This is a genomic window from Streptomyces sp. NPDC006458 (assembly GCF_040612135.1).
Lineage (GTDB): Bacteria > Actinomycetota > Actinomycetes > Streptomycetales > Streptomycetaceae > Streptomyces.
In genome coordinates this window covers 512,576-535,923 of the sequence record NZ_JBEXPR010000001.1, presented here as the reverse complement: position 1 = coordinate 535,923, position 23,348 = coordinate 512,576, and the positions used below count along the sequence as shown (strand labels likewise).

Here is a 23,348-nt window from a genome sequence, read left to right as displayed (position 1 = left end):
CCTCCGCAACAATGGAGTTCTTCGAGGTCACGCACAACACGGGGGAGCGGACGGCACCATGGACGGCCTGGTGGAGTTCAAGACCGAGGACGGCGCCGTGGTCGTCGTGGAAGGAGCCGACGACGACGAGTCCGGCGCCCGGCTGGTCTCGCGCGGAGACGGACCCGCGCAGGCGGCCCGCACCTTCGAGGGAGCGCTCGGCGGGGTGCGCGCGGCGGCGGAGTCGGCGCTGCGGGTGTTCCGCGACGGCTCGCTGCGGCCGGACGCGGTGGAGCTGGAGTTCGGTGTGAAGCTCAGCGCGGAGACGGGCGCGGTCATCGCCAAGGGCGCGGCCGAGGGCCATCTGGTCGTCAGGCTCAGCTGGTCACCGGGCCAGGTGTCACCGGGCCGGACAGCACACGGCCAGGCGTCAGCGGATCAGGCATCACCCGGCCAGGCGTCACCGGACGGGACGGCGCCGGACCCGGCCGACGGGCGCGCATGAGCAAGGACGCCTGGCACGCCCGGGTCGAGTGCGGCAGGGAGGTCGGAGCGGGCTTCCTCGTCTCCTCGCGCCGGGTGCTCACCTGCGCCCATGTCGTGCGCTTCGGCGACACCGCGGAGATCACCGTGTCCTTCCCGGGCCGCCGGGACCTCGGCGGCATCACCGCCTCCGTCGCCGTCCACGGCGGCTGGCGGGGCGGCGTCACCGACCCCGGCGACCTGGCCGTCCTGGAGCTGGCGCGCGAAGTGCCGCTCGCCCCGGCCGTGTTCGCCCCGCCCGACGCCGAGTACGGCGGCGAACTGGTGGCGTACGGCTTCCCCAAGGGCTACGACGAAGGCATGCTCGCGTCCTACCGCGCCCTGCCCGGCCCGCGCATCTCGGACGAGTGGGTCCAGCTGGAGGCCACCGCCGCGCACGGGCAGCCGCTGGTGGCCGGGTTCAGCGGGGCCGCGGTCACGCTGGCGGACGGTGGCGTGGTCGGCATGGTCTCGGCGGTCGCGGGCGCCCGGGGCGTGCACGCGGGCCGCATGCTGCCGAGCGAGGTCATGGCCCGCTACTGGCCCGGCCTGGGCGCGCTCGTGCCGACCGACGGCCACGCCGCCGAGGCGCGCGGGCAGTTGTACGAACTGGTGCGCCGGGCCGGGCGTACGGCTAGCCCGGAGCTCGCCCCCGACCGGCTCTACGTCGACGCGGTGGGCCTGTTCGGGCCGCCGCTGCCGCCCGGCGGATTCGCCTCGCTGGAGCAGGCGGCGCGCTATGTGCAGTGGGAGGTGCCGGACCCCGACGCGGTGCCCCGGTTCGCCGACCGGCTGGCGGAGCTGCTGGACGGGACACCGGCGGCCCCCTCCCCGGCGGCGGCCTCGCCCGGGGACACACCCTGGTCGCCGATCGTCGTGGAGATAGAGCACAGCGGCGCCGGTGCCGACCAGGTCACCGTGGAGGTCTCCGCCTACCGCGACGGCCACCGCCGCCCGGTGGGCACCCGCCGCCTGCCCCGCTCCGCGGTGCGCGCCTACGTCCAGGAACGCATCGACGAGGCGTTCACCCAGCTCGCGCCCGACGCCGAGGAGCTGATCACCTTCGTACTGCCGAGGGAGTGGCTGAACGAGCCCGTCGCCCACTGGGAGTGCAGCGACGACGACCCCACCCCGCTGGGCTGCGCCTACCCGCTGGTGGTGGCCGACCGGTCGCGGCACCGCAGCGGGCGCCAGCGCCACCAGCTCGCCCGCAAGTGGCAGAAGCTGGACGCCGGGGGCACGGCCGTGCACCGCGTCGACTGCGGCAGCCAGGAGCGCCCGCCGAGCCTGCGCCGCCGGCTGCGCGAGCAGGACGCGGGCGTGGCCGCCTACGCCGCCCCGCCGACCGCCGCGCGCGAACGGTTCGACGTCGGGGTGAACGTCCCCGTGCCCGTCCTGCTGTGGTCCCGCACCGGCTGCCCCGGCCCGGACACCGACCACGACGGCCCGTGCCCCGGCCGCTCCTTCCTCGACGAACTCGACCGGGCCGTCGCCGGGATCCCGCCCGCCGAACTGCCCCGCCACATCCTGACCCTGCGCGAGACCGCGGAGGCCGAGGACGAACCCGACCGGCACTGGGCGCACGGCATCCAGCTGCTGTGGGACGATCCGCGCTGCTTCCCCGAGCCGACCGCCTGTCTGCACTCGCCCGTCGCCTGAGCCCCCACGGAGAAGACCCCCCATGCCCCTGTGGCCCGTCTACACCGGCACGAACGCGCCGCACGACGGCATCACCGAGCTGCCCGCACCCCCGCCCTGGCGGGCCTTCGACGGCGGCCCGCCGCTCCCGCCGCCGCGTGAGACGGACGACGCCTCCCCCGACCGCGTCCACCGCGCCGAGACCTACCGGGCCACCGAGCAGACGGTCCAACTGGTCAACGCCGCCCTGTACCTGCGCCGCCCGCTGCTGGTCACCGGCCCGCCGGGCACCGGCAAGTCCTCCCTGGCCCACGCGGTGGCCCGCGAGCTGCGCCTCGGCCCGGTGCTGCGCTGGAACATCACCAGCCGCAGCACCCTGCACGACGGCCTCTACCAGTACGACCCGCTGTCCCGGCTCTACGCGGCCCGCCGCTCCGCCGAGTCGGACCCGGTGGACACCTCCGGCATCGAGAACCATCTGCGCCTCGGTCCGCTCGGCACCGCGCTCCTGCCCTACGAACGCCCCCGCGCGCTGCTGGTCGACGAGATCGACAAGAGCGACCTCGACCTGCCCAACGACCTGCTGCACGTGCTGGAGGAGGGCGAGTACGAGATTCCCGAACTCGTGCGCGCCGCCCGGCACACCCCGAAGGCCGAGGTCCTCGCGGACGGCACCGACGAGCACGTCACGGTCGAGCGCGGCCGGGTCCGCTGCCGGGCGTTCCCGTTCGTCGTGCTCACCAGCAACGGCGAGCGCGAGTTCCCGCCCGCGTTCCTGCGCCGCTGCGTCACGCTGCGGCTGCGCCAGCCCGACGACCGCCATCTCGCCGGGATCGTCCGCGCCCACCTGGGCGAACCCGACAGCTACGCCGAGCAGTTGATCGAACGCTTCCTGTCCCGGGTCGGCGGCGGCGACCTGGCCACCGACCAGCTCCTGAACGCCATCTACCTCGCCCAGTCCTCCGACCTCGCCGCCGAGTCGCTGGACGAACTGGCCACCCTGCTCATGCCGTACCTGGGCCAGGCCCCGCAGCCCGACGCCTTCTGACACCCACCGTGCCCACCGACGCCCTCCCGCCCCCGGACCCGCTGGCCCGCCTCGCCGACCTGCTCGCCGAGGCGTCCTCCGGCGTCCGCCCGACCGCCCGCGAGCTGGCCGAACTGCTGTGGCTGGCCGGGCGGATGGACGGCGGGCGCGAGCAGACGCGGCCGGCTGCGGAGCCGGTGGAACCGCAGGAACGGGCGAGGCCCCCGCAGGACCGCCCGCAGCGGACGCCCACGCCGCCCCGTGAACCCGAGCCCGGCTCAGCCGAGACCCCGGCGCGCGCCCCGCTGCACCTGCCCGCGCCCCGCCGGGCACCCGCCCCGGCGGCGCCCCGGCACACCGCCCTGCTGGCCCCCGTCCCGCCGATGCTGCGCCACCCCCTCGGTCTGCAACGCGCCCTGCGCCCGCTCAAGCGCCGCATCGACGCGCCCACGGGCCACGAGCTGGACGAGCGGGCCACCGCAGAGCGCATCGCCCGCGCGGACGCCCACCCGCGGTGGTGGCTGCCGGTCCTGCGCCCGGCACGGGAACGCTGGCTGCGGCTGAACCTCGTCCACGACACGGGCCCGACCATGCCGGTCTGGCGGCCCCTGATCGACGAACTGCACACCGCGCTCGCCCAGTCCGGCGTCTTCCGCACGGTCACCGTGCACCGCGCCGAGCCCGACGGCACGGTCCACGGCCCCGCCGCGCACGCCCCCGCCGACGGGCGCACCCTCACCCTGCTGGTCAGCGACTGCATGGGCCCGCAGTGGCGCAAGGGCCCGGCGGGCACCCGCTGGTACGGCACCCTGCGCCGCTGGGCCCGGCACATGCCGCTCGCCCTCGTGCAGCCGCTGCCCGAACACCTCTGGCGCGACACGGCGTTGCCGGCCGCGGCGGGACGGCTGTCGGCCCCCCACCCGGCGGCCCCCTCCGCCGCGCTGTCGTTCACCCCGTACGACGACGTCCCGGAAGGAGACCTCGCCGGACTCCCCCTCCCGGTCCTGGAACCCGAACCCGCCTGGCTGGCGAACTGGGCCTCGCTGGTCGCGGCCCCCGGCGGCACGCGGTACCCGGCGGCCGTGGCCCGCCTCGGCGGCGCGCCCCCGGGCGCGCACGACCGCACCGACCTGACCCGGCTGGGCCCCGAGGACCTGGTCCTGCGCTTCCGTGCCACCGCCTCCCCCGAGGCCTACCGCCTGGCCGGCCATGTCGCGCTGGGCCGCCCCGACCTGCCGGTGATGCGGCTGGTCCAGGCGGTCCTGGAGCCCGATCCACGCCCTCAGCACCTCGCCGAGGTCATCCTCGGCGGCCTCCTGACGGCCGTGGACGGGCCGCCCGGCTCCTACGCCTTCCGGCCCGGCGTGCGCGAGCTGCTGCTGCGGGGCGTTCCGCGCACGGCCCGGCTGCGCACGGCCGATCTGCTGGAGCGGGTGGGCGGCCTGATCGACAGCCGGGTGGGGCGGGCCCGCGGCGAGTTCACGGCGTCGACGCCGGCGGAGAGCGGAACGGAGGCGGGCGCGGACGGGGAGGCGTTCGCGACGGTCAGCGCGGAGAGCCTGCGGCGGCTGGCGGGAACGGACGGGGCGGGGCGGGACAACCGGGACGGGGCGGGGCGGGACAACCGGGGCGGCATCCGGCTGTACGACCTGGCCGCGCCCAACGGGTACCGGCTCCCGCCACCCCTGCTGGTGTCGGTCGGCGCCCGGCTCGCCCGCTTCTTCAAGGACATGCACGAGGCCGGGGGCGCCCTCGACGGCCTCGACATGCGCCAGGTGGTGCTGCTGCCGGACGGCAGGATCCTGCTCGACGCCGAACTGGTCCCGGAGACGGGCACGCGGGCGGGCGAGAATCTGCGGGCGCTCGGCCGGCTGCTGACGCGGCTGGCCTCGGACCCCCGCCGTCAGACCCGCCGCCCCGTCGATCCCGCCGTGCTCGACCGGTTGCCGGAGCCCGCGCGGCGGACGTACGCGCGAGCGCTGAACCAGTTGTCCTGGGCCCGGCCACAGGCCCTGGACCTGCTCATGGACCCCGAGCTGGAACGGGCCGTGCAAGCGACGTACACACCACGCCGCCACTACCTGATGCGGCAACAGCACGCTGCCGGACTCCAGCCCACGGCACGGGCGATGCTGGTCCTGCTGCTTCTGGAACACGGCACCTTCGTCACCGCCGACGCACTCCGTGCGGGCCTGTGGCACCCGGCCGACGAGCCGCACGACGCCCCGCAGGTGCTGGCCGCGACCTGGACCGCGCTCCGCACCCACCTCGGCCCCGACGCCGCCCTCGCGTCCTCCCCCGACGGCTACGCCCTGCACACCAGCGCGGACTACGTGGACCTCGTGCACGGCGAGGAGCTGGCCCGGCGGGCCGAGGAGGCCCGCCGGGAGGGCGACTCGGCCCTGGCGCGCGAACTGGTCGACGAGGCCCTGGACCTGTGGCGCACCGACACGCCCATGTCGAACGTCCCCGGCCCCGCCGCCCGGATCGCCCGGGACCGTCTCCACCGGCTCCGCGACACCCTCCTGCGCGCCCGCTCCGAACTCGGCGGCGACACGAGCCCGGCCCCCTCGATCGTCTTCGCCGCCGACAGCCTGGCCGGCAACCCCGAGGCACGGATCGCCCTGGAGTACGCCGTGCACGAGACGCTGGCCCGGGGCGCGCTCCCGGCCGACCGGTACGAGGTGACCGTGCGGACGGACGGGTACGAGGTGCGCACCGCCCCCGACGCCTACCTCCTGCCCGTCCTGGTCGCCGCCCTGCGCACGCTCCCCGAGGCCCTGGCGGAGCTGCGGGACGCGCCGCGGGTGCGGGTGACGTTCCAGGAGGCGTGGCAGCCGCCCGTGCAGGCGCCCCTGCTGATCGCCGTACCGCCCGCCCTGTACGCGCAGTTCGCCGCCAGCTCGGCGGCCCAGGGCCCGCAGCGGTTCCTGCCCTGGTACGGCGAGGTCGACGCCCCGCCCTTCGGCTGGTACTGCGCGCTGTCGCCCGGCAGCCCACCGCCGTCCTGGACCCGGGAGCTGGTGCGCGGCCCGCTGATCACGCGAGACCCGCGCGAACTCGGCATCCCCGACGCGGGCCGTACCGCTGTCGTCCACGCGCCGCCGGACGGCCCGCCGGCCCTGCTGACCCCCGCCCAGTCGGGCGTCACGACGTACTACGAGGTCGACCTCACCCCGCACGGGGCGCGGTCGGAACTCCGGCTGCCCAGCTCCGGGAAGGAGCCCTTCCCGGCCACTGTCGAGCTGACCTGGCACGTCACGGACCCGGTGGCGTTCGTACACGGCAGGACCACGCGGGTGCTGCCGCTGCTGCTCGACAGGCTCACCGAGGTCGCCTCGCGGATCACCGGCCATCACTCACTGCGCCACGCGGCGGGCGCCGAGCGCGCGATCGACGCGGCGCTGGGCGAATGGCCGGTGCCCGGCCTGGCGGTGAGCTGCTCGGTGCGGCTCGCACCCCGGGCCAGAACCGCCCAGGCCCCGGTCGCGCCCCGGCCCGCCGCCACGGCGCCGCCCACCCTTCCCGGTCTGCTCTCCGCCGCCGAAACCGTCCTGTTCGGCTTCGACGGCCCGCTGACCCGGCTGTACTCCGCCCGGGGCGCGCGCGAGGCGGCGCTGGAGCTGCTGTCCCTGGTCGCCGAACACCGTGACCCGCGGGACGCCTTGAGCGGCCGGCCGCTGGCACGCCAGGTGCCGCGCGAGGCGTCGCCGCATCCGTTGGACGTCCTGCGCACGTTCGCGCGCGACCGGTTCGGCCCCGTCCTGCGCGAGCGGCTCGACGCGCTCGAACTGCGGGCCGCCCCGGACGCGCCCGCCACCCACCGGTCGGCTGCGCTGGTCCGCGCCCTGCACGAGTCGGGCCGCCGGCTCGGGGTCGTCACCGACGTGTCGGCACCGGCGGTCCACCGCTGCCTGGAGCCGTACCGCCTGCCCCTGACGGCCGGCGTCCACGGGCGCGCCGACGACCTGACCCGGCTGATGCCCGAGCCGAGCTGTCTGCTGCGCGCGCTGGACAGCCCCGGCCGCCCCGCGTCCGACGGACTGCTGGTCACCTCCTCCCCCGCCGAGGTGACCGCCGCCCGCCGCATCGGTCTGCCGTGCGTGGGCCTGGCCCGCAACCCCACCACCGAGCAGCGGCTGCGCGAGGCGGGCTGTGAGCTCACGGTGGCCTCGCTGGGGCCCGTGCTCGACGCGGTCTCCACCCTGTAGACCACCTTCACCTGACACTTATTCAGGAGACAAGGGGCAAATCAACCGTTCGGCGGCGCCCCGCCCGGCGCATCCCAGAAGGCGCCCGCCCCCGAGGCCCCCGCACCATGCGAGTACGGCCCGCCGCCCGGCGGCCGGCACAGCGAGGCCCGCCCCCCGGCGGCCCCACGGTCTGCGCTCTCGGGAGGACCAGCCAATGACCGCCAGTCTGGAGCAGTTGCGCCGCTGCCATTTCGCCGTCGACCTCGGCGCGGCGCGGACGCGGGTGTACGTGAAGGGCGCCGGGCTCGTCGTCGACCAGCCGTCCGCCGCCGCCGTCAACACCCGCACCGGCGCGCTGATCGCGGTCGGCGAGTTCGCGGAGAAGATGACGGGCCGCACCCCCAGCTACATCCGCGTCGTACGCCCCGTCTCCGGCGGCACGGTCGTCGACATCGAGATGGCCCAGCGGATGCTGCGCCACCTGCTGGGCGACAAGATCCGCCGCTCGCTGCGCCGCAAGCCCCGGCTGCGGGCGGCCGCGTGCACCCCGCACGACGCGGACCCGCTGGCCCGGCGCGCCACCATCGAGACCCTGGTCGGCCTCGGGGCGCGCCGCGTGGAACTGGTCGACACCCTCATCGCCACCGCCGTGGGCTGCGGCCTCCCGGTCGAGCAGCCGGAGGCGACCATGGTGCTGGACTGCGGGGCCGCCGCCACGCAGGTCGCCGTGCTCTCCCTCGGCTCGCTCGTCACCGCCGAGCGCATCCCGGTCGGCGGCGAGGCCGTGGACCACGCGATCGTGCAGCACCTGCGGCACGAGCACGAGCTGATGCTGCCCAGCCAGTCGGTCCGGCCGCTCCAGCTCGCCCTGTCCGGCAACGGCCTGACCGCACAGGGCCCGGCCTCCACGGAGATCCACGGCCGCGACGTCGCCACCGGCCTCGCCCGCTCGGTCCAGGTCGACACCGCCGCCGTGCGCGACGCGATCCAGACCCTGCTGACGGCCGTCCTCGACGGCATCGGCAAGGTACTGCGCGCCTGCCCGCCCGACCTGGTGGCCGACCTCGCCGACCGGGGCATCATGATGGTCGGCGGCAGCGCCCTGCTCCCCGGGCTCGACCAGATGCTCCGCCAGGCCACCGGCATGCCGGTGCACATCGCGGAACGCCCCGACGTGTGCGCGGTGCAGGGCCTCGGCACCATGCTGGAGGGCCGGATCCAGCCCCTGGTGCTGGATCCGCTGAGCAGCTGAGGGCCGTCACAGGGCGTTGAGCAGCCGGTCGGCCACCGTCGCGGCCTGCCCGGTGTCGCCCCGGTCGGCCGCGTCCCGGGCCTGCTCCACAGCGGCGGACACGGCGGGGTCGTCCCCGTCGAGCCGCTGCCACACCAGCTCCAGGCCCGTCACGTCCCCGGCCACCGAACCCTCGTCCCCGGCCCGTGCGTCGACGCCCAGCTGCCGTGCCCACAGCGCCAGCCGGGCCCGGTCCACGGTGTCCGCTCCCTCGTACGGCAGCCGCAGGTCGGACACGTCCTGGGCGAGGCGCAGCGCGGCCGCCCGGTCGGCGGGCGAGGCGCTCAGCGCGTCGAGGTCCCGGCTCGTCTGCGTGCGCAGCAGCTCGGGCACGGCGTCGGAGACCCGATAGGCCTCCCAGGCGTCCCGGGCCGCCCGCGCGGTGGGGGCTCCGGGGTCGGCGTACAGGGCGTCGACCGCTTGGTCCAGCTCGACCAGCCGCCGGGGCACCGGACCCGTCCGCGCGTCGGCCGGCACCGCCAGCGACACGGCCTCCAGCTCGTCCGGCGTGCCGGTGGAGAACTCCCCGTAGCCGGGCGCGAAGACCTTGTCCTCGGTCGAGGCGTCCATGTGCAGCTCCCGCACGGTGATCGCCCCGGTGACGTCCCCGTACGGCCCGTCCACCGTCCGGTCCACGGCCTTGACCCGGACCTCCTCGAAGACCACGCCCGGCTGGTTCTCCGGCCGGTACACGTCCCCCTTCGCCGGATCGGCGGGCATGATCATCGCCGCGGGTGCCCCGTCCCGGCCGGCCTGCCAGGTGCCTTCGGTGTCGGCGACGACGCCGTCCTCGTAGTTGAGGACGTCCTCGCCGAGGTACCACACGGAGCCGTCGTCGGCCTGCGCGTACCAGTCCAGGGCGACCTCGGCGATCCGCCCGCCGGAGAAGGCGACGTACTGCGAGGTCAGCGCGTGGACGGTACGGCCGTCGAAGGTGATCTCCTTGGTACCGGGCATCAGGGTGACCTCGCTGCGGAAGGGCCGGCCGTCCACTTGGCCGCCGTAGACCGTCTGGTCGAGCTCGGCGGTGGGGTGCAGCGGGTTGTCGATGTCGGTGGGGTGCGTGAAGCGCGGTTCGGCGAGGTCGACGCGGTCGGCCCGCGGGGCGAGCGGCAGACAGGTGTCGCCGGTCCTGCCGGTGTCCTCGTCGACGGCCTTCACGCACTCGCCGTCGCGGCCGCTGCCCTCGGCGCTCCCGGAGTCCCCGGCGCAGCCTCCCGCCAGCAGAACGGCGGCGCCGAGCGCGGGCCACACGATCCGGTGACTCATGACGGCCTCCTCAGCTCTCCCCCGGCCCTGCCTCACCGGTGCTGAACGCGCCCCCCGAACGGGCCTGACGGACGGTTCAGCCCGCTCCCCCCGACGGCAGCACCGCCGTGAACCGCGCCCCGCTCCCCGTCCTCGACGACCGGCACGCGCACGCTTTCACGCTACGCGCGCCGGACACCCCCCGTCCCGGTCAGCCGAAGCGGCCCTCCACGTAGTCCGCGGTGCGCGGGTCCTGCGGGGTGGAGAACATCGCCCCGGTGGCGCCGTGCTCGACGATCGCGCCGGGCGTGCCCTGTTCGGCGAGGAAGAAGGCGCACTGGTCGGAGACGCGGGCGGCCTGCTGCATGTTGTGGGTGACGATGACGATGGTCACCTCGTGGGCCAGTTCCCGGATGGTCTCCTCGATCCGGCGGGTCGAGGTCGGGTCCAGGGCCGAGCAGGGCTCGTCCATCAGCAGCACCTTGGGGCGCACCGCGAGGGAGCGGGCGATGCACAGGCGCTGCTGCTGGCCGCCGGACAGGGCGCCGCCGGGCTGGCGGAGCCGGTCCCTGACCTCCCGCCACAGGCCGCCCTTGGTCAGGCACTCCTCCACCAGGTCGTCCTTGGCCGCGGAGCCGAGCCGGATGCCGGTGAGCTTCAGGCCGGAGGTGACGTTGTCGTAGATCGACATCGCGGGGAACGGGTTCGGCTTCTGGAACACCATGCCGACCTTGCGCCGGGCCTCGGTGAGCCGCTGGCCCGCGGCGTAGATGTCCTGGCCTTCGACCAGGACCTCGCCGGACAGGGAGGCCGCCGGGACGAGCTCGTGCATGCGGTTGAGGATGCGCAGGAACGTCGACTTGCCGCAGCCGGAGGGGCCGATGAGGGCCGTGACCAGGCCGGCGGGCATGGTCAGCGACACCCGGTCGAGCACCTTGTGGTCGCCGAACCAGGCCGAGATGCGACGGGCGTCGAGCGTCGCGCCGGTCACCGCGGGCGCCGGGACCGGCGGGACCGGTGGGACCGGTGGGAGGGGCAGCGTGGTCTCGGTCTGGGTTGTCTGGTCGGTCACGGCGTGTCCTTCATCGGCGAGTGATCTCACAGGTCGTCACAGCAGGTTGGGCAGGAGCATGAGCGCCTGGTCGGCGACCGCCAGGCCGAGCGCGCCGAGCAGCGGCACGCCGACGACCCAGGTGTGCGGCCTGCCCCAGCGGGCGTGCGCCCAGGCGAGGGCGGCGGCGGCCAGCACGAGCGCCTGTCCCCACAGCACGAGCGCCAGCCAGGCGGACTCTCCGCCGGCCATCGGCTTCTCGTCCTGTGGCAGCGCGCCGGCGGCGACGGCCGGGGCCGGGGTGGGCTGTACGTCCGACACCAGGTCGGCGTCCACGCGCAGGATGCCGCGGGGCATGAACGGGGTGCCGTCGGCCGTGACGAGCGTGATGCGGCCGCGGCCGTTCTCGGGCGCGGGCGGCTGCGGGTCGCCGGCCCGGCGCGGGCCGATCACCCGGTACGTGTGCCTGCCCTGGCCGGTGGTGACGGTGAACGTGTCGCCGGTGTTCAGCTCGTCGATGTGGCGGAAGGGCCCGCCGTAGGTGGCCTGGCGGCCCAGGACGACGCTGGTGCCGGACTGGCCGGGCAGCGGGGTGTCCCGGCGGTGGCCGGGGCCGCGGGCCAGGTCGCCGGCGGTGGTGCCCTCGCGGACGACCTCGCGCAGATGCAGCGCGGGGATCTCCAGGAGCGCCACCGGCTCACCGGGCGTGGGGGCCTTGCTGCCGCCCGCCGACTGCCCGATCGGCGCGGTGCCGTTGGCCAGGGCGAGGCGCAGGGCGGCGTGGTCCACCTGCCGGTCCCGGGACTGGCGCAGGTCGCTGACCAGGCCGGCGTCGGCGACGAGACCGAGGAGCAGCGCGGCCAGGATGCTCAGCGCGGCCCCGGCGACGCGCAGGCCGGGGCCGGCCGCCGAGGGGCGTTCGGGCCGTGCCCGGCCGGGCACGGGAGCCGACGTGCGGTCGGCTGCCTCGGGCCCGGCCGGGGCGGCGGTGGGTGCCGTCATCCGATCTTCACCGCGGCGGAGGTGGCGGTGCCGGTGGAGTATCCGGTGCGCTTGGCCTTCACCCTGACGGTGAGCTTGTGGCCGCGGTCGGAGCGGGTGGCCGTGTAGGTGGAGCGGGTGGCGCCGCTGATCGCCCGGCCGTCGCGCAGCCACTGGTAGCTGTACGAGGTGGCGCTGGGCGACCAGCTGCCCGGCCTGGCGGTCTGCTTGTAGCCGGCCCGGTGGGTGCCGGAGATCGACGGCTTGGCGGTGTTCTTCAGCGCGGGGCCGACGGCGACGGGGCCGGCCTGGGGGCTGGTGGAGGTGGTGCTGCCGGTGCTGTTGGTGCCCTTGGCCCGGCAGGCGATCTTGTGCTTGTAGTCGGTGGAGGTCAGCTTGCGGGTGCGCGCGGTGGCGCCGCTGATGGTGGAGCCGTCCCGCAGCCAGGAGTACGCCACCGAGCTCGCGCCGTTGAAGGTCACCTCGCAGGTGACCGTGGAGGCGACCTTCACCGTGCCGGTCACCTTGGCCGCCGAGACGACCGCCGGGGGCTTGATCTTGACCTTGTAGGTCAGCTCCGCGGACCCCGAGGCGCCGTGGGCCGCGTCGGCCGGGGTGAAGGCGGCCGTCAGCTTGTGGGTGCCGACGGAGAGGGTGCCGGTGGTCAGGGTGGCCTGGCCGCCGGCGACGGTGACGGGGCTGCCGAGCGCCTGGCCGTTGTCCCGGAACTGGACCGTGCCGGACGCGGCGGCCGGGGCGACGGTCGCGGTGAACGTGACCGGCTTGCCCTCGACGACCTCATTGGCGGGGCTCGCGGTGAGGGTGGTGGTCGTGGCCGTGGAGGGCGCGGAGTCCTGGTACGTGGTGTCGGTGGTGAACCAGATCGGCGCGGTGAACTCGCCGTAGGTCGTCGACCCGAAGGCGCCGCGGCAGGTGAGTGTGAAGTCGTAGCGGCCCGTCAGGGTGTCGAACCCGGCGGTGCTGGCGTAGTCCCGCATGGTCGAGGTCAGCGGCACGACGATGCCGCCGCTCGGGGACGGGGCGTAGGCGCTGATCGGGGAGTTGCCCACCACGATCTGGCCGGTGGCGGGGAAGCCCTGGCCCTTGACGCCGACGATGATGTTGGTGGCCGGGGCGGGGCAGGCCGCGGACGTGGTCAGCGCCATGCCCTGGGTGTCCGAACCGGCGTGCGGGGTCACCTCCATCGAGCCGATGGGGTCCGCCTCGGCGCCGCTCGTGCCGAGCGCGAGCGCACCGGCGGCGAGCACGGACACGAGGGTGGCCGCCAGGGGGCGGCGTGCAGCCTTGGCATGCATGGTGTGTCGTTTCTCCAGTGGTTGTCTGTGCGTTGTCGCGGTGCCGGGCCCCGGCTCACCGGTGTGCCTGGTGAGCCGGGGGCCCGGACTCACAGGTGCGCGCCCTCGGTGCTGTGGAAGTCCTCGCGCGGGCGGGAGCGGCGGACCAGGTAGAGGCCGCCCAGGACCATCGCGGCCGACAGCGCGCCCAGGCCGACCGCGTTGCTGCCGGTCGCCGCGAGCGAACCGCCGCCGCCCGAACCGCCGCCGTCGGCACCGCCGTTGACCTCGGTGGAGATGTCCTGGGAGCCGTCGCCGCCCGAGGTGCCGTCGTCGGTGGCCGTGGTGTCGTCGGTGGGCGTGGTGGTGTCGTCGGTCGGGAGGCCGGTGTCGGTCGGCTCACCGGTGTCGGTGGGCTCGCCGGTGTCCGTGGGCTCGGCCGTGCCGGTCGGCGTGGCCGAGTCGGACGGGGTCGTGCTGACGGAGTCCGACGGCGTGGGGCTGGTGGTCGCCCCGGTCGGGTCGGTGTCCTGGTAGGTGGTGTTCGAGGTGAACCAGATGGACCCGGTGAAGTCGCCGAAGGTGGTGGAACCGAACGCCTTGCGGCAGGTCAGGGTGAACTCGTAGCGGCCCGTCAGGGTCTCGAACCCGGCGGTGCTGGCGTAGTCCCGCATGCTCGACGTCAGCGGCACCTGGTGGCCGCCCGCCTCGTTCGCCGGGTAGGCGGTGATCGGGGAGTTGCCGACCACGTTCATGCCTTCCGCGGGGAAGCCCGCTCCCTTCACCGCGACGATCACGTTCGTCGCCTCGGCCGGGCAGGCCGCCGAGGTGTTCAGTGCGATGCCCGAGGCGTCCGTGCCGGTCTCGGGAGTCACGCTCAGGGTGCCGAGGGAGACCTGGGCCTCGGCGGCCGAGGCCTGCACGGCGGTCGCGGCCGTGCCGAGCAGCCCGGCCGTGCCGACGGCGGCGATCAGCGAGCCGACGCGGGTCGTGGCCGCCCTGGACATCCGGGGTGTGCGAGCTGTGAGGGACACGGGGCTTCTCTCCTAGGCAGTGATTCGGTCGGTACGGGGTGGGCGCGCGGTCACTCGGACGGGGTTCGGCGCCCGCGCAGCCACAGGGCGGCGCCCGCCGCCAGGGCCAGCGCGAACAGGCCGAATCCCGCCAGGGACCAGGCGCTGGGCCCGCTGTCGGAGGCCGAGGCCGCGACCTGGGGCCGTGCGCCGCCCTGCGGGACGGCGCCGCCGGGCGGGACGGAGCCGGGCACCGGGATGCCGTTGGGCTCCTGGGGCTGCTGCCCCTGCGCGCCGGATGCGCCGGCGCCCGGGGCCGGGGTGGTGCCCGCCGGGCCGCCGGTGCCGCCTGCCGGACGGCCCGGCGCGGGGGCCTTGGGCGGCGCCGCCTTGGTGCCGTCCTGGTAGGCCTTCTCCTGCCGGAAGTTCAGCGAACCGGTGAAGTCCTGGATGCTGTCCAGGTCGAAGGGGGCCCGCAGGCAGCTGACGGTGAAGGTGTAGGTGCCGCGCAGGTCGGTGAACCCGGCCGTGGTGGCGTAGTCCCGCATGGTGAAGGTGAGCGGGATGGCCGGGCCGCCGCCGACGGCCTGGCCGTAGGTGCTCAGCGGGGCGTTGCCGACGACGATCTGGCCCTCGCGCGGGAAGCCGGCGCCCTTGACCCGGGCGATGACGTTCTGGGTCCTGGCGGGGCAGGGCGAGTCCGCGGTGAGGGTGATGGGCTGGGTGTCGCTGCCCTTGGCGGGGGTGACGCCGAGCTTGCCGCCGTCCGCGGCCCGCGCGTCGGTGGGCGTGCCGGCGACGACCGTGCTCGCGGCCAGCAGACCGGCGGCGGCCAGGCCGACGGCCTCCCGGACGCGGGTGCGGGCGGGCGCGAGCGGCACCCGCGCGGCCCGGCGGCGCCGGCTCCGGCGGATCAGCAGCGCGGCGGTGAGCAGCGCCAGCGCGAGCAGCAGGCCGAGCAGGGCCCAGGGCACGGCGGTGAAGGCCTCGGTGCGGGTGACACGGGGCAGGATGCGGTGCTTGATGTCGCCGCGCACGGGCTGCGGGTCGACGGTGACCGTGGCCCTGTCCCGGAAGGCGGGCAGCACCCCGGTGGCGGTCGTGCGGTACGTCACGGAGTCGCCGGGCAGCAGTTCGGGCAGGGCGGGCATCCTGGCGACCGTCGCCGTGCCGCCCAGTCCGTCGCGGACCTCGACCTTCTGACGGGCCGCCAGCCGTACGTTGCCGGTGTTGCGGACGGTGTACGTCACCGTCGCCTCGCCCGTGCCGAAGGGGTTGGCGCTGCCGTGGTACTCGGTGCGCAGGTTCTCGACGGACAGCCGGGGCGACAGCTCGCCGGCCACCCGGAGGTAGATGCGCGCGCCGACGCGCTGGTCGAGGGCGACGTCGTTGCCCTTGGCGTCCTTGCCGGGCGCGGAGAGCGAGGCGACGATGCCGCCGGTGTGGTCGCCCGGGGTGGCCTTCGCCGGGACGGTCATGGTGAACGGCACGATGACGCGGCCACGGGCGGGGACCTTCACGCGGTTGGTGCGCAGGTCGATCCAGGAGCCGACGTCGGTGGGCTCGTGCCGGGCGGCGAAGAGGTCGAAACCGCCGTCGGCGGTGGTGAACGCGTCCTGGGCGTACACCCGCAGCGTCACGGGCCGCTTGCTGTAGTTGATGACCGCGATGTGGTCCTGGACGCGGGCGCCGGGGGTGGCGCCGTAGGAGAAGTTGGGCCGGGCGTCGGGCTTCCTGGCGGCCGAGGGCTGGACGCCGAACGTGACGCGTCCGTCGCCCGCACGTCCCGCCTCGCCCGGTACGGCGTCCGGTGCGGTGGCCGACGCGGTGGTGGCCGGCAGGACGGCGAGGACGCAGGCGGCCAGGACGGCGGCGATGCGGCGGGCAGGGCTGGTGATCATGTCGGGTCGTCCGTTCTCGGGCCAGAACCTGTTCCGAACCCGGAGCAGGCCCCGGGGCCTGACCGGTGGGGCGTTGGAGCGGGGGTGGGCCGGGACGGATGAGCCGTCCGTCCCGGCCCGGGGCGATCCTCGGGGGGTGAGGCGTTCGCCCCTCGGCCATCACATGAAGGTCAGATGGCCGTCAGGGTGAGCGTGGCGGTGTAGGTGCCGGCCACGGTCGAGGTCGGCGCGCTCAGGGTCAGGTCGGCGCCGAGGTGGGCGGTGCCCAGACCGGTGCCGCCCGCCAGCGAACGCGAGGACTTCAGACCGGCCGCGCCGGAGTCGGCGGGGGCGACACCGTGGGCCGCCGCGACCGCACCGCCGGCGGTGACCGTCTGGGACGCGCCCTTGTCGATCACCTTCGGGGTCCAGCCGAGGTTCTGGCCGTTGATCCGGTGCGAGCCACCGTCGGAGAAGTCGGTCACCTGGCCGCTGACGTTCCAGCCCGGGTTGCCGGCGCGGGTGTCGGTGAGGGTGACCGGGTTGATGGCGCCCGCGGTGGCGAGCAGGTCACCGTTGGTGTTCAGCTGCGGCGAGGGCAGCGTCACGTGCGGGTTGTCGACGCTGATGACCAGCGCGCCGGCCTCGACCGTGGTGGTGATGTCCTCGGACGCGGTGACGCCCTGGAAGGCGCCGATCACGTAGGGGACGGCACCGGAGGTGGAGCCGGTGTAGGCGGCGGAGTCCGCCGGGACGAACTCGGCCGTGAAGGAGTGGTCGCCCTCACCGAGGCTGCTGGTGGTGAAGGAGGCCTGGCCGCCCACGACCTGGACGGTGCCCAGCGTGGTGGTGCTGCCGCCCACGGTGTCCTGGAACTTGACGGAGCCGGCCGCCGAGGCGGGCGACACGGAGGCCGTCATGGCGACGGGGCTGAACTTGGTCGCCGTGCCGGCCGGGGAGACCGCGAGCGCCGTGGTGGTCTGGGTCGCCGGAGCGGCCTGGACGGTGTAGGCGACCGCGCTGGAGGTGGAGCCGTTGTAGCCGCTGCCGGACGGGGTGAAGGCCGCCGTCAGGGAGTGGCTGCCCGCGCCCAGGGCACTGGTGGTGAGCTGGGCCTGGCCGGCGGAGACGGTGACCGGGCCGCCCAGGGGCTGGCCGTTGTCACGGAACTGGACCTGGCCGCCCGCCGCCGCCGGGGCGACGGTCGCGGTCAGGGTGACCGGGGTGCCCGCGGTGACCGGCGAGGCCGGGGAGACCGCGAGGGCGGTGGTGGTGTCGGTGACCGCGGCCGGGTCCGAGTCCTGGTACGCCGTGTTCGACGTGAACCAGACCGAGGCCGGGAAGTCGCCGAGGCTGGTGGCGTTGAACGCGGTGCGGCAGGTGACCTTGAAGGTGTACTTGCCGGTCAGGTTGGTGAAGCCCGCCGTGTTGGCGTAGTCCCGCATGGTCGAGGTCAGCGGGATGATCAGACCGCCGCTGGGCGCGGTGGAGTAGCTGGCGATCGGCGAGTTGCCCACCACGTTCTGGCCGGCGGCCGGGAAGCCGGAGCCGGTGACCGAGACGATGATGTTGGTGGCGTTGGCCGGACAGGCCGCCGACGTGGTGAGGGACATACCGGAGGTGTCGGCGCCCGTGGCCGGGGTGACCGAGGCGGTGCCGATCTCGGCAGCCTGCGCGGCGGGAGCCGCGACGAGGCCGCCGGCCAGGATGGCGACGGCACCCGCGATGCCACCCGCCAGCGCCCGCGAGAGGGTCTTCTTCAGCACTGTCGTGCTCTCCTTCAGGTTCTCAGGAAGAAATCAGGAGCGTCAGGGGGTCTGCTTGCTGGTGTCGCCGCACTGCGCGTTGGTCGCGAAGCCGTAGGTGTTGATCACCGTCGGCTGCTGGCAGATCAGGGAGTTGGCCCCGACGAAGACCGTGCTCCACGGCGCGGTGGAGAGCTTGCTGGTCGGGATGACGTTGTAGACATCGCGCTTGATGGCGAAGTTGCTGTTCAGCACGTTCGGCGCGAGGTCGTCGATGGTGCCGAGGATCGCGCGGCCGCGGAGGTCGGCGATCGTCTGCGAGGCCTGCGAGTTGTACTGCGCGATGGAGAACGGGACGATCGACTTGTCGTCGAGGACACGGCCGTCGTGCTCCTGGACCGGCGAGCCGTTCTTGGCGTCCTTGATGCACGGGTAGTTGCCGGCGGTCACGTCGGCCTCGGTGATGCCGACCTGGCCCATCCAGAAGCTGCGGGTGCCGGAACCGGCCTGCGGCAGGAGCGGGGTCACGTCGTAGTTCGGAGCGGAACCCACGTAGTTGGGGTCGCAGTGGTAGATGGCCGTGAGGTCGGCCTTGCTGAGCTTGCGGGGCACCACCGAGGACGGCGTGAGCGCGTAGGAGACCGCGTCCACGGCGAACGGCACGTAGGTCAGACCGTTCTGGGTGGCGGCCAGGTTCAGGCTGGAGGAGCGGGAGAAGTCCAGGCAGCCGTTGTTGGCGCCCAGCGAGTTCACCAGGGCGGTACGGCCCGCACCCGAGCCGTTCGGGCGGGCGATGGTGCAGCCCGTGGCCTTGGTGGTGATGTTGGCGGAGCCCGTGGCGTCGTAGGAGCCGATGACCTTCTGACCGCCGATGGTGATCACGTTGGCCAGGCCGTTCATGACGTCCTGCGTGGTGTCGGAGCCGACACCGGCCAGCTGACGGTACTGCGGCGGGCCGGACGGGTCGGCGGAGGCCTGCGTGACACTGAGGGTGCCGGTGACGAGGCCGGCGAGGCCCACGGCGGCAACTGCGGCCATTCTCTTGTTCACTTGCTTGATACCTCTCGACTAGGCTTTTGCCGGGCGGTGATGCCCGGCGCGGTGTTTCAGGACAGTTCGTTGGCGCGGACCTGTCGGTGGATCGGGCCGGGCATCACCTCCTCGGGCTCGGTGACCGTCGGTCCCTGGCCCGCCGGTCGGCTATGGCCACGGCCAGTCGCGGTACGGCCCTCGGCAGGACGGGACCGCAGACGGCGGCGGCGACGCCGGTGACCAGGGCGATCAGAAGGGCGTAGCGCACGGCGCCGAGCGCCCAGGAAGGTGTGCGCAGCAGCGGCCCGCTCGCGGCCGCCGCCGGTGTGGTGGACGGATTCCCGGAGGGGTCGCCGCTCGCGGCGCTCTCGGTCGCGGACGCGGAGCTGCTCGGAGCCCCGGCACCGCCGGTCGTGGCGCCGCCGCCCGTTCCGCCGCCGGTGCCGCCCCCGCCACTGGTGCCGCCGCCCGGACCGGCGTTGCCACCGGAGGAGTCGCTGCCGGTCGTCGGGTCGCCGGGCGTCCTGGGGCCGGCCCTTCGCACGATGGCGTCGGCGGCCTCGCGGGTCTGGGTGCGCAGCGCGGTGGGCAGGGGAGCGTAGCCCTCGGGCAGGGTGCCCGCCGCCACGCCGGGTGTCTGTCCGCCGGCTACCGCGTACTTGAGCAGGGCGGCGTACTCGCTGCCCGCCTTCGTGTCGAGGAGTTCGGGGACGGTCGCGGCGTAGGCGAGCTGGGTGAGCGGGTAGGCCGCCCGGCTCCTGGTGGCCGGGTCGGCGACCAGGAACCCGGGGATGTCACTGGGTTTCATGGCCGCCTGGCCGGCCAGCAGCCCGCGGCTGTCGGGGGCGACGAAGTCACCGGCCGCGTTCTGGAGCTTCGCCGTGACCAGGCCGTAGCGGGCCGCGGTCGCCGAGTCGGTGATGGCCAGCATGGCCCGCTGGCCGGCCGGCTGGAGCGGGTCCTTCTTGTAGCCGGGCGGGGTCGAGGTGGCGTCCCAGGTGGTGCGCGCCAGGGTGTCGCCGCGGGCGGCGGAGCGGGCCGCGACGTGCAGGTCGCCGGCGTAGGGGTGCTTGTCCTGGATGCACAGCGGTTGCTCGGGGTGGTCCTCGAACCGCTGGCAGAACGGGTCGCTCTTGGGGAACTCGCTGCGCGGCAGCGCCAGGTCCGTGTAGGCGGGGTTGACCTTCATGCCCGAGAAGGCGGGGTCGCCGTGGCTGCCCTCGTTGTCGGCGGTGCCGGCGAGGAACTCGGCGGCGGCCGGGTCGCTCCTGACCCAGTTCCACAGCGCCCACGTCGCGTCGGACACGGGCTGGGAGACCAGCGCGTCACCGAGGGCGCCGCGGAAGAGGAGGTCCTTGTAGTCCGGGTTGTACTTCAGGAACTCGGGGTCGTGGCCGAGGTTGAAGGGGTTCTTCTCGGTGCTCGGCGCGCGGCGCGAGTTGCCGTCCTGGTAGGACTCGGTGAGCAGCTTGGCGACGAGGCGCGCGGTGAGGTTCAGCGAACGCAGCCGGGTGCCGTTGCGGGCCTTGACCTCGGCGGGCGCGTTGAACCCCGCCTGGCTCTCGATGAAGAAGCCGAAGGTCAGGCCCGACAGGGCGACGGGGGCGTAGACGGGGCGCCGGTCGGCGGGCACCGTGTCGCGGGCGGGCGGGCGGCCGATGAACACCAGACCCGGCTCGTCGCTCTGCAACAGCTGCCCGCGGGCGGTGTCGTCGGTGACGGACGAGTAGGAGTAGATGGTCCTGCCCGCGGTCGTGCACATCGCGGGCTGCCAGCGCTCCACGGCCTCACGGACGATCTCGGTGCCGATCGTGCTGCGCTCCTGGGCGCCGAGCGGGCAGAAGGTGCCGATCCGCTCGAACTGAAGGGGTACGACGAGACGGTGCTTCCAGTTGCTGGCGCTGAGCGGCGACGACTGGAGCATGCCGCCGGACTGGGTGGTGTACGCGGTGCCGTCGACCTCCTTGTCGTCCCGCGGCACGACGATCAGCCAGCATCTGCGTCCGGCGGTGGACCCGTCGACCTTCTCGCCGCAGCCGAGACCGGGGGCCTCCAGGCCGGTCTGGGTCTCGAACCACACCTCGCCCTTGCCGTTGGGGCCGGTGCGGGCGTAGGGGATCTCGTTGGTGGTGTTGCCGTCGTAGAAGTCGTTCGAGTTGCCCTTCTCGAACACGTCCCCGGAGACCGAGCGGAACGGCATGTAGGAGATGCCCGTCTCGCCGGGGGGCGGCAGCTCCTGCTCGGGGTCCTCCAGCCCTCTGTAGTAGCTGAGCTGGCGGGTGTTGGTGTAGGCGCCGGCCGCCTGGCCGCCGGCGCCCGCGCCGAACGCGGAGGAGCCGCCGAACTGGCACTGCCTGGGGTCGGGGCCACTGCGGTCGTCGCCCCAGCACTGCATGACCTGGAGGTAGTTCGCGGAGTAGTCGGAGGCGGAGACCGTGGGGGCGGCGCCCTTCCAGGACACCTTGACGACCTGGTTGACCAGGTTGCGGGTCTGGCTGACCGTCACCTTCAGGTCGGCGAAGTCGTCCTTGCCGGAGACGGTCACCTCGGAGGAGGTGCCGGCCGCCTCGGCGGGGGCGGGCGCCGAGACCAGCGCGGTGACGCCGATCACGGAGCACAGGGTGACCGCCACCGCCGTGGACGTGGTGAGGAACCGGCGCACCGCGCCGACGGGTGACCTGCGGAGTTCGGAGATCATGCGCGGCCGCTCCGCCTCAGACGCCGGCCGAGCAGCGGGGGCCCGACCGTGAGGGCCACCAGCAGGACGCCGGCCACCGCCATGAGCGCGGTACGGGTGCCCGAGCCGATGCTGCGGGAGGTGCTGACGGGCAGGGCGAAGGCGTCCACGCCGGTGCCGCCGCTCACGCCGCCGTCGGCGCCGACGACCTGGCCGGTGTCGGGGTCGACGGTCCCGCCGCCCGTACCGCCCGGGCCGCCGGAGGCCGCGGCGCCGCCGGTGCCCGCGCCGGTGCCGCCGCTGCCCGTGGTGCCCGCGCCGCCGCCCGTACCGCCCCCACCGCCGCTGGCGGAACCGCCGCCGGAGCCGGAGCCGTTGCCGCCGCCCGTGCCGCCGGTCGAGCCCGTCGAGCCCGTCGTGCCACCGAAGCCGCCGGAGCCGCCGCCGACCTGGGTCGGGGCCGTGTCACCGCCCGTGCCGGTCGCGCACTGGCTGGAACCGCGCTTGTCACACGGTTTCGGGTACGGGGCCGTCTTGGCGAGGGTGTTGCTGCCGTCGGCGGAGAAGGTGGGGTTGTTGCACTTCTTGATGTCGATGCGCTGTGTGTCGACGCCGGGGATCTTGCGGACCTGGTCCAGACCCGCCGTCACCAGGTTGATCGGCAGCGGCGAGTAGCCGAGGCTGTCCACCCGCCGCTGGCCCTCGCACAGGAAGTAGTACGCGAAGGCGCCGAGGGTCTTGCCCTTCTGGGCGTTGAAGTTCTGCTCGACCTTGGTCGGGACGATCATGTAGCTGTAGCTGGACAGCGGGTACGAGCGCGGGTCGGCGCTGTTGTAGACGTCGTCGAGGATCTGCGTCAGATACCGCGGCGAGCGGGGGTTCTGGTCGATGCGCGCCTTCAGCAGCGCCACGGCCACGTTCTTCGCGGTCGGCTCGACGTAGTACCCGCTCCTGTTGAGCACCTTGGCGACCGGGAACTTGGTCGTGTAGACGGCGTAGGAGTACTCGACGTAGGTGATGGTGCCGACGTTGCCGGGCTGGGAGACGTAACCGGAGACGCCGTTGGAGCCGGACTGGCCGACGAAGCCGCTGCCGGAGACGACCGGGTAGTTGGAGGTGGCGCCGCAGGGGGTGGTGCGGCCCGCGCGGCGGCAGTAGTCGTCCCACAGGCCCTGGTACTGCTTGCTCATCCAGGTGGTGAACTGCGCGGTCGTGCCGGAGCCGTCGGAGCGGACCACGGGCACCACCCGGCGGGCGGGCAGCGCGGCGGCGAGCGCCGGGTTGTCCGCCTTGATGGCCGGGTCGTTCCAGGTCTTGATCTGCCCGGTGAAGATCTTGGCGATCACGTCGCCGGACAGCCGCAGGTTGGTGACCCGCCGGTTGCCGATGGTCAGGTTGTACATGAACGACGTACCGCCGGCCACGATCGGCATGTAGGCGTACTTGCGCGCGGGCGGGTTGTCGACGACACCGGAGTCCTTGATGCCGTACGGGATCTCGGAGACGGCGTAGTCCACGGTGCCGTTGCGGAACTGGTTGCGGCCGTCGGAGGAGCCCGTGCCGTTGTAGGTCACGGTCATGCCGTACTGCTTGACGTTGGCCCGCCACTGGTCCAGCGAGTTCTGGCTCCAGGTGGAGCCCGCCCCCGAGATCGGCACATAGGTCGCCGCGTGCGCGGGGAGGGCGCCGAGGAGCAGGGCGGCGAACAGGACGAGCGCGGTGAGGGCCCGCGCCGGGACGCGGCTGGACGTGGCCGGAGGTGATCCGGGCATAACG

At 74.3% G+C, this 23,348-nt stretch carries 15 protein-coding genes; 5 read left to right on the top strand and 10 right to left on the bottom strand.

Annotated elements, in window-relative coordinates; genetic code table 11:
- The first annotated feature begins 58 nt into the window (after positions 1–58).
- The 5 genes from ABZZ79_RS02520 to ABZZ79_RS02500 all read left to right on the top strand — a co-directional run bounded on the left by ABZZ79_RS02520 (position 59) and on the right by ABZZ79_RS02500 (position 8,611).
- Positions 59–484, top strand: a complete 426-nt coding sequence (locus ABZZ79_RS02520) for a CU044_2847 family protein (RefSeq protein WP_356685600.1) — start codon at positions 59–61, stop codon at positions 482–484.
- On the top strand, positions 481–2,160 hold the full coding sequence (locus ABZZ79_RS02515) for a trypsin-like peptidase domain-containing protein (RefSeq protein ID WP_356685598.1): 1,680 nt from the start codon (positions 481–483) through the stop codon (positions 2,158–2,160). The genes ABZZ79_RS02520 and ABZZ79_RS02515 overlap by 4 nt, the downstream gene beginning before the upstream one ends.
- Positions 2,161–2,182: 22 nt before the next feature.
- On the top strand, positions 2,183–3,187 hold the full coding sequence (locus ABZZ79_RS02510) for a MoxR family ATPase (RefSeq protein WP_356685596.1): 1,005 nt from the start codon (positions 2,183–2,185) through the stop codon (positions 3,185–3,187).
- Positions 3,188–3,195: 8 nt separating this feature from the next.
- Complete coding sequence (locus tag ABZZ79_RS02505; protein ID WP_356685595.1) at positions 3,196–7,377, top strand: SAV_2336 N-terminal domain-related protein; 4,182 nt, start codon at positions 3,196–3,198, stop codon at positions 7,375–7,377.
- A gap of 196 nt (positions 7,378–7,573) precedes the next feature.
- Positions 7,574–8,611 carry a rod shape-determining protein gene (locus ABZZ79_RS02500; RefSeq protein WP_356685593.1) on the top strand — a complete coding sequence of 346 codons (1,038 nt, stop codon included), beginning with the start codon at positions 7,574–7,576 and terminating at the stop codon, positions 8,609–8,611.
- Positions 8,612–8,617: 6 nt separating this feature from the next.
- On the opposite strand, the gene ABZZ79_RS02495 is transcribed toward ABZZ79_RS02500, so the two are convergent.
- The 10 genes from ABZZ79_RS02495 to pstS form a co-directional block, all read right to left on the bottom strand.
- On the bottom strand, positions 8,618–9,919 hold the full coding sequence (locus ABZZ79_RS02495; protein WP_356685592.1) for a hypothetical protein: 1,302 nt from the start codon (positions 9,917–9,919) through the stop codon (positions 8,618–8,620).
- 190 nt (positions 9,920–10,109) lie between these two features.
- The gene (locus ABZZ79_RS02490) at positions 10,110–10,889 is read right to left on the bottom strand and encodes a phosphate ABC transporter ATP-binding protein (protein ID WP_356685863.1); all 780 of its coding nucleotides are present in this window, start codon (positions 10,887–10,889) and stop codon (positions 10,110–10,112) included.
- Between the two features lie 117 nt (positions 10,890–11,006).
- Positions 11,007–11,951, bottom strand: coding sequence for a class E sortase (locus ABZZ79_RS02485; RefSeq protein ID WP_356685590.1), 945 nt, complete (start codon positions 11,949–11,951; stop codon positions 11,007–11,009).
- Entirely contained in the window at positions 11,948–13,246 is a 1,299-nt protein-coding gene (locus ABZZ79_RS02480) for an Ig-like domain-containing protein (protein ID WP_356685588.1), read from the bottom strand. Before ABZZ79_RS02480 ends, ABZZ79_RS02485 begins: the two co-directional genes overlap by 4 nt.
- Before the next feature lie 89 nt (positions 13,247–13,335).
- Complete coding sequence (locus ABZZ79_RS02475; RefSeq protein WP_356685586.1) at positions 13,336–14,259, bottom strand: hypothetical protein; 924 nt, start codon at positions 14,257–14,259, stop codon at positions 13,336–13,338.
- A gap of 50 nt (positions 14,260–14,309) precedes the next feature.
- Positions 14,310–16,139, bottom strand: coding sequence for a DUF916 domain-containing protein (locus ABZZ79_RS02470; RefSeq protein ID WP_356685584.1), 1,830 nt, complete (start codon positions 16,137–16,139; stop codon positions 14,310–14,312).
- Between the two features lie 170 nt (positions 16,140–16,309).
- Entirely contained in the window at positions 16,310–17,884 is a 1,575-nt protein-coding gene (locus tag ABZZ79_RS02465; protein WP_356685582.1) for an Ig-like domain-containing protein, read from the bottom strand.
- 42 nt (positions 17,885–17,926) lie between these two features.
- Positions 17,927–18,913 (bottom strand): hypothetical protein, encoded by a 987-nt coding sequence (locus ABZZ79_RS02460; RefSeq protein WP_356685580.1) that lies wholly within the window; start codon positions 18,911–18,913, stop codon positions 17,927–17,929.
- A 103-nt stretch (positions 18,914–19,016) separates the two neighbouring features.
- The gene (locus ABZZ79_RS02455) at positions 19,017–21,593 is read right to left on the bottom strand and encodes a hypothetical protein (protein ID WP_356685578.1); all 2,577 of its coding nucleotides are present in this window, start codon (positions 21,591–21,593) and stop codon (positions 19,017–19,019) included.
- Positions 21,590–23,344 carry a phosphate ABC transporter substrate-binding protein PstS gene (gene pstS / locus ABZZ79_RS02450; protein ID WP_356685576.1) on the bottom strand — a complete coding sequence of 585 codons (1,755 nt, stop codon included), beginning with the start codon at positions 23,342–23,344 and terminating at the stop codon, positions 21,590–21,592. Before pstS ends, ABZZ79_RS02455 begins: the two co-directional genes overlap by 4 nt.
- Positions 23,345–23,348 lie beyond the last annotated feature (4 nt).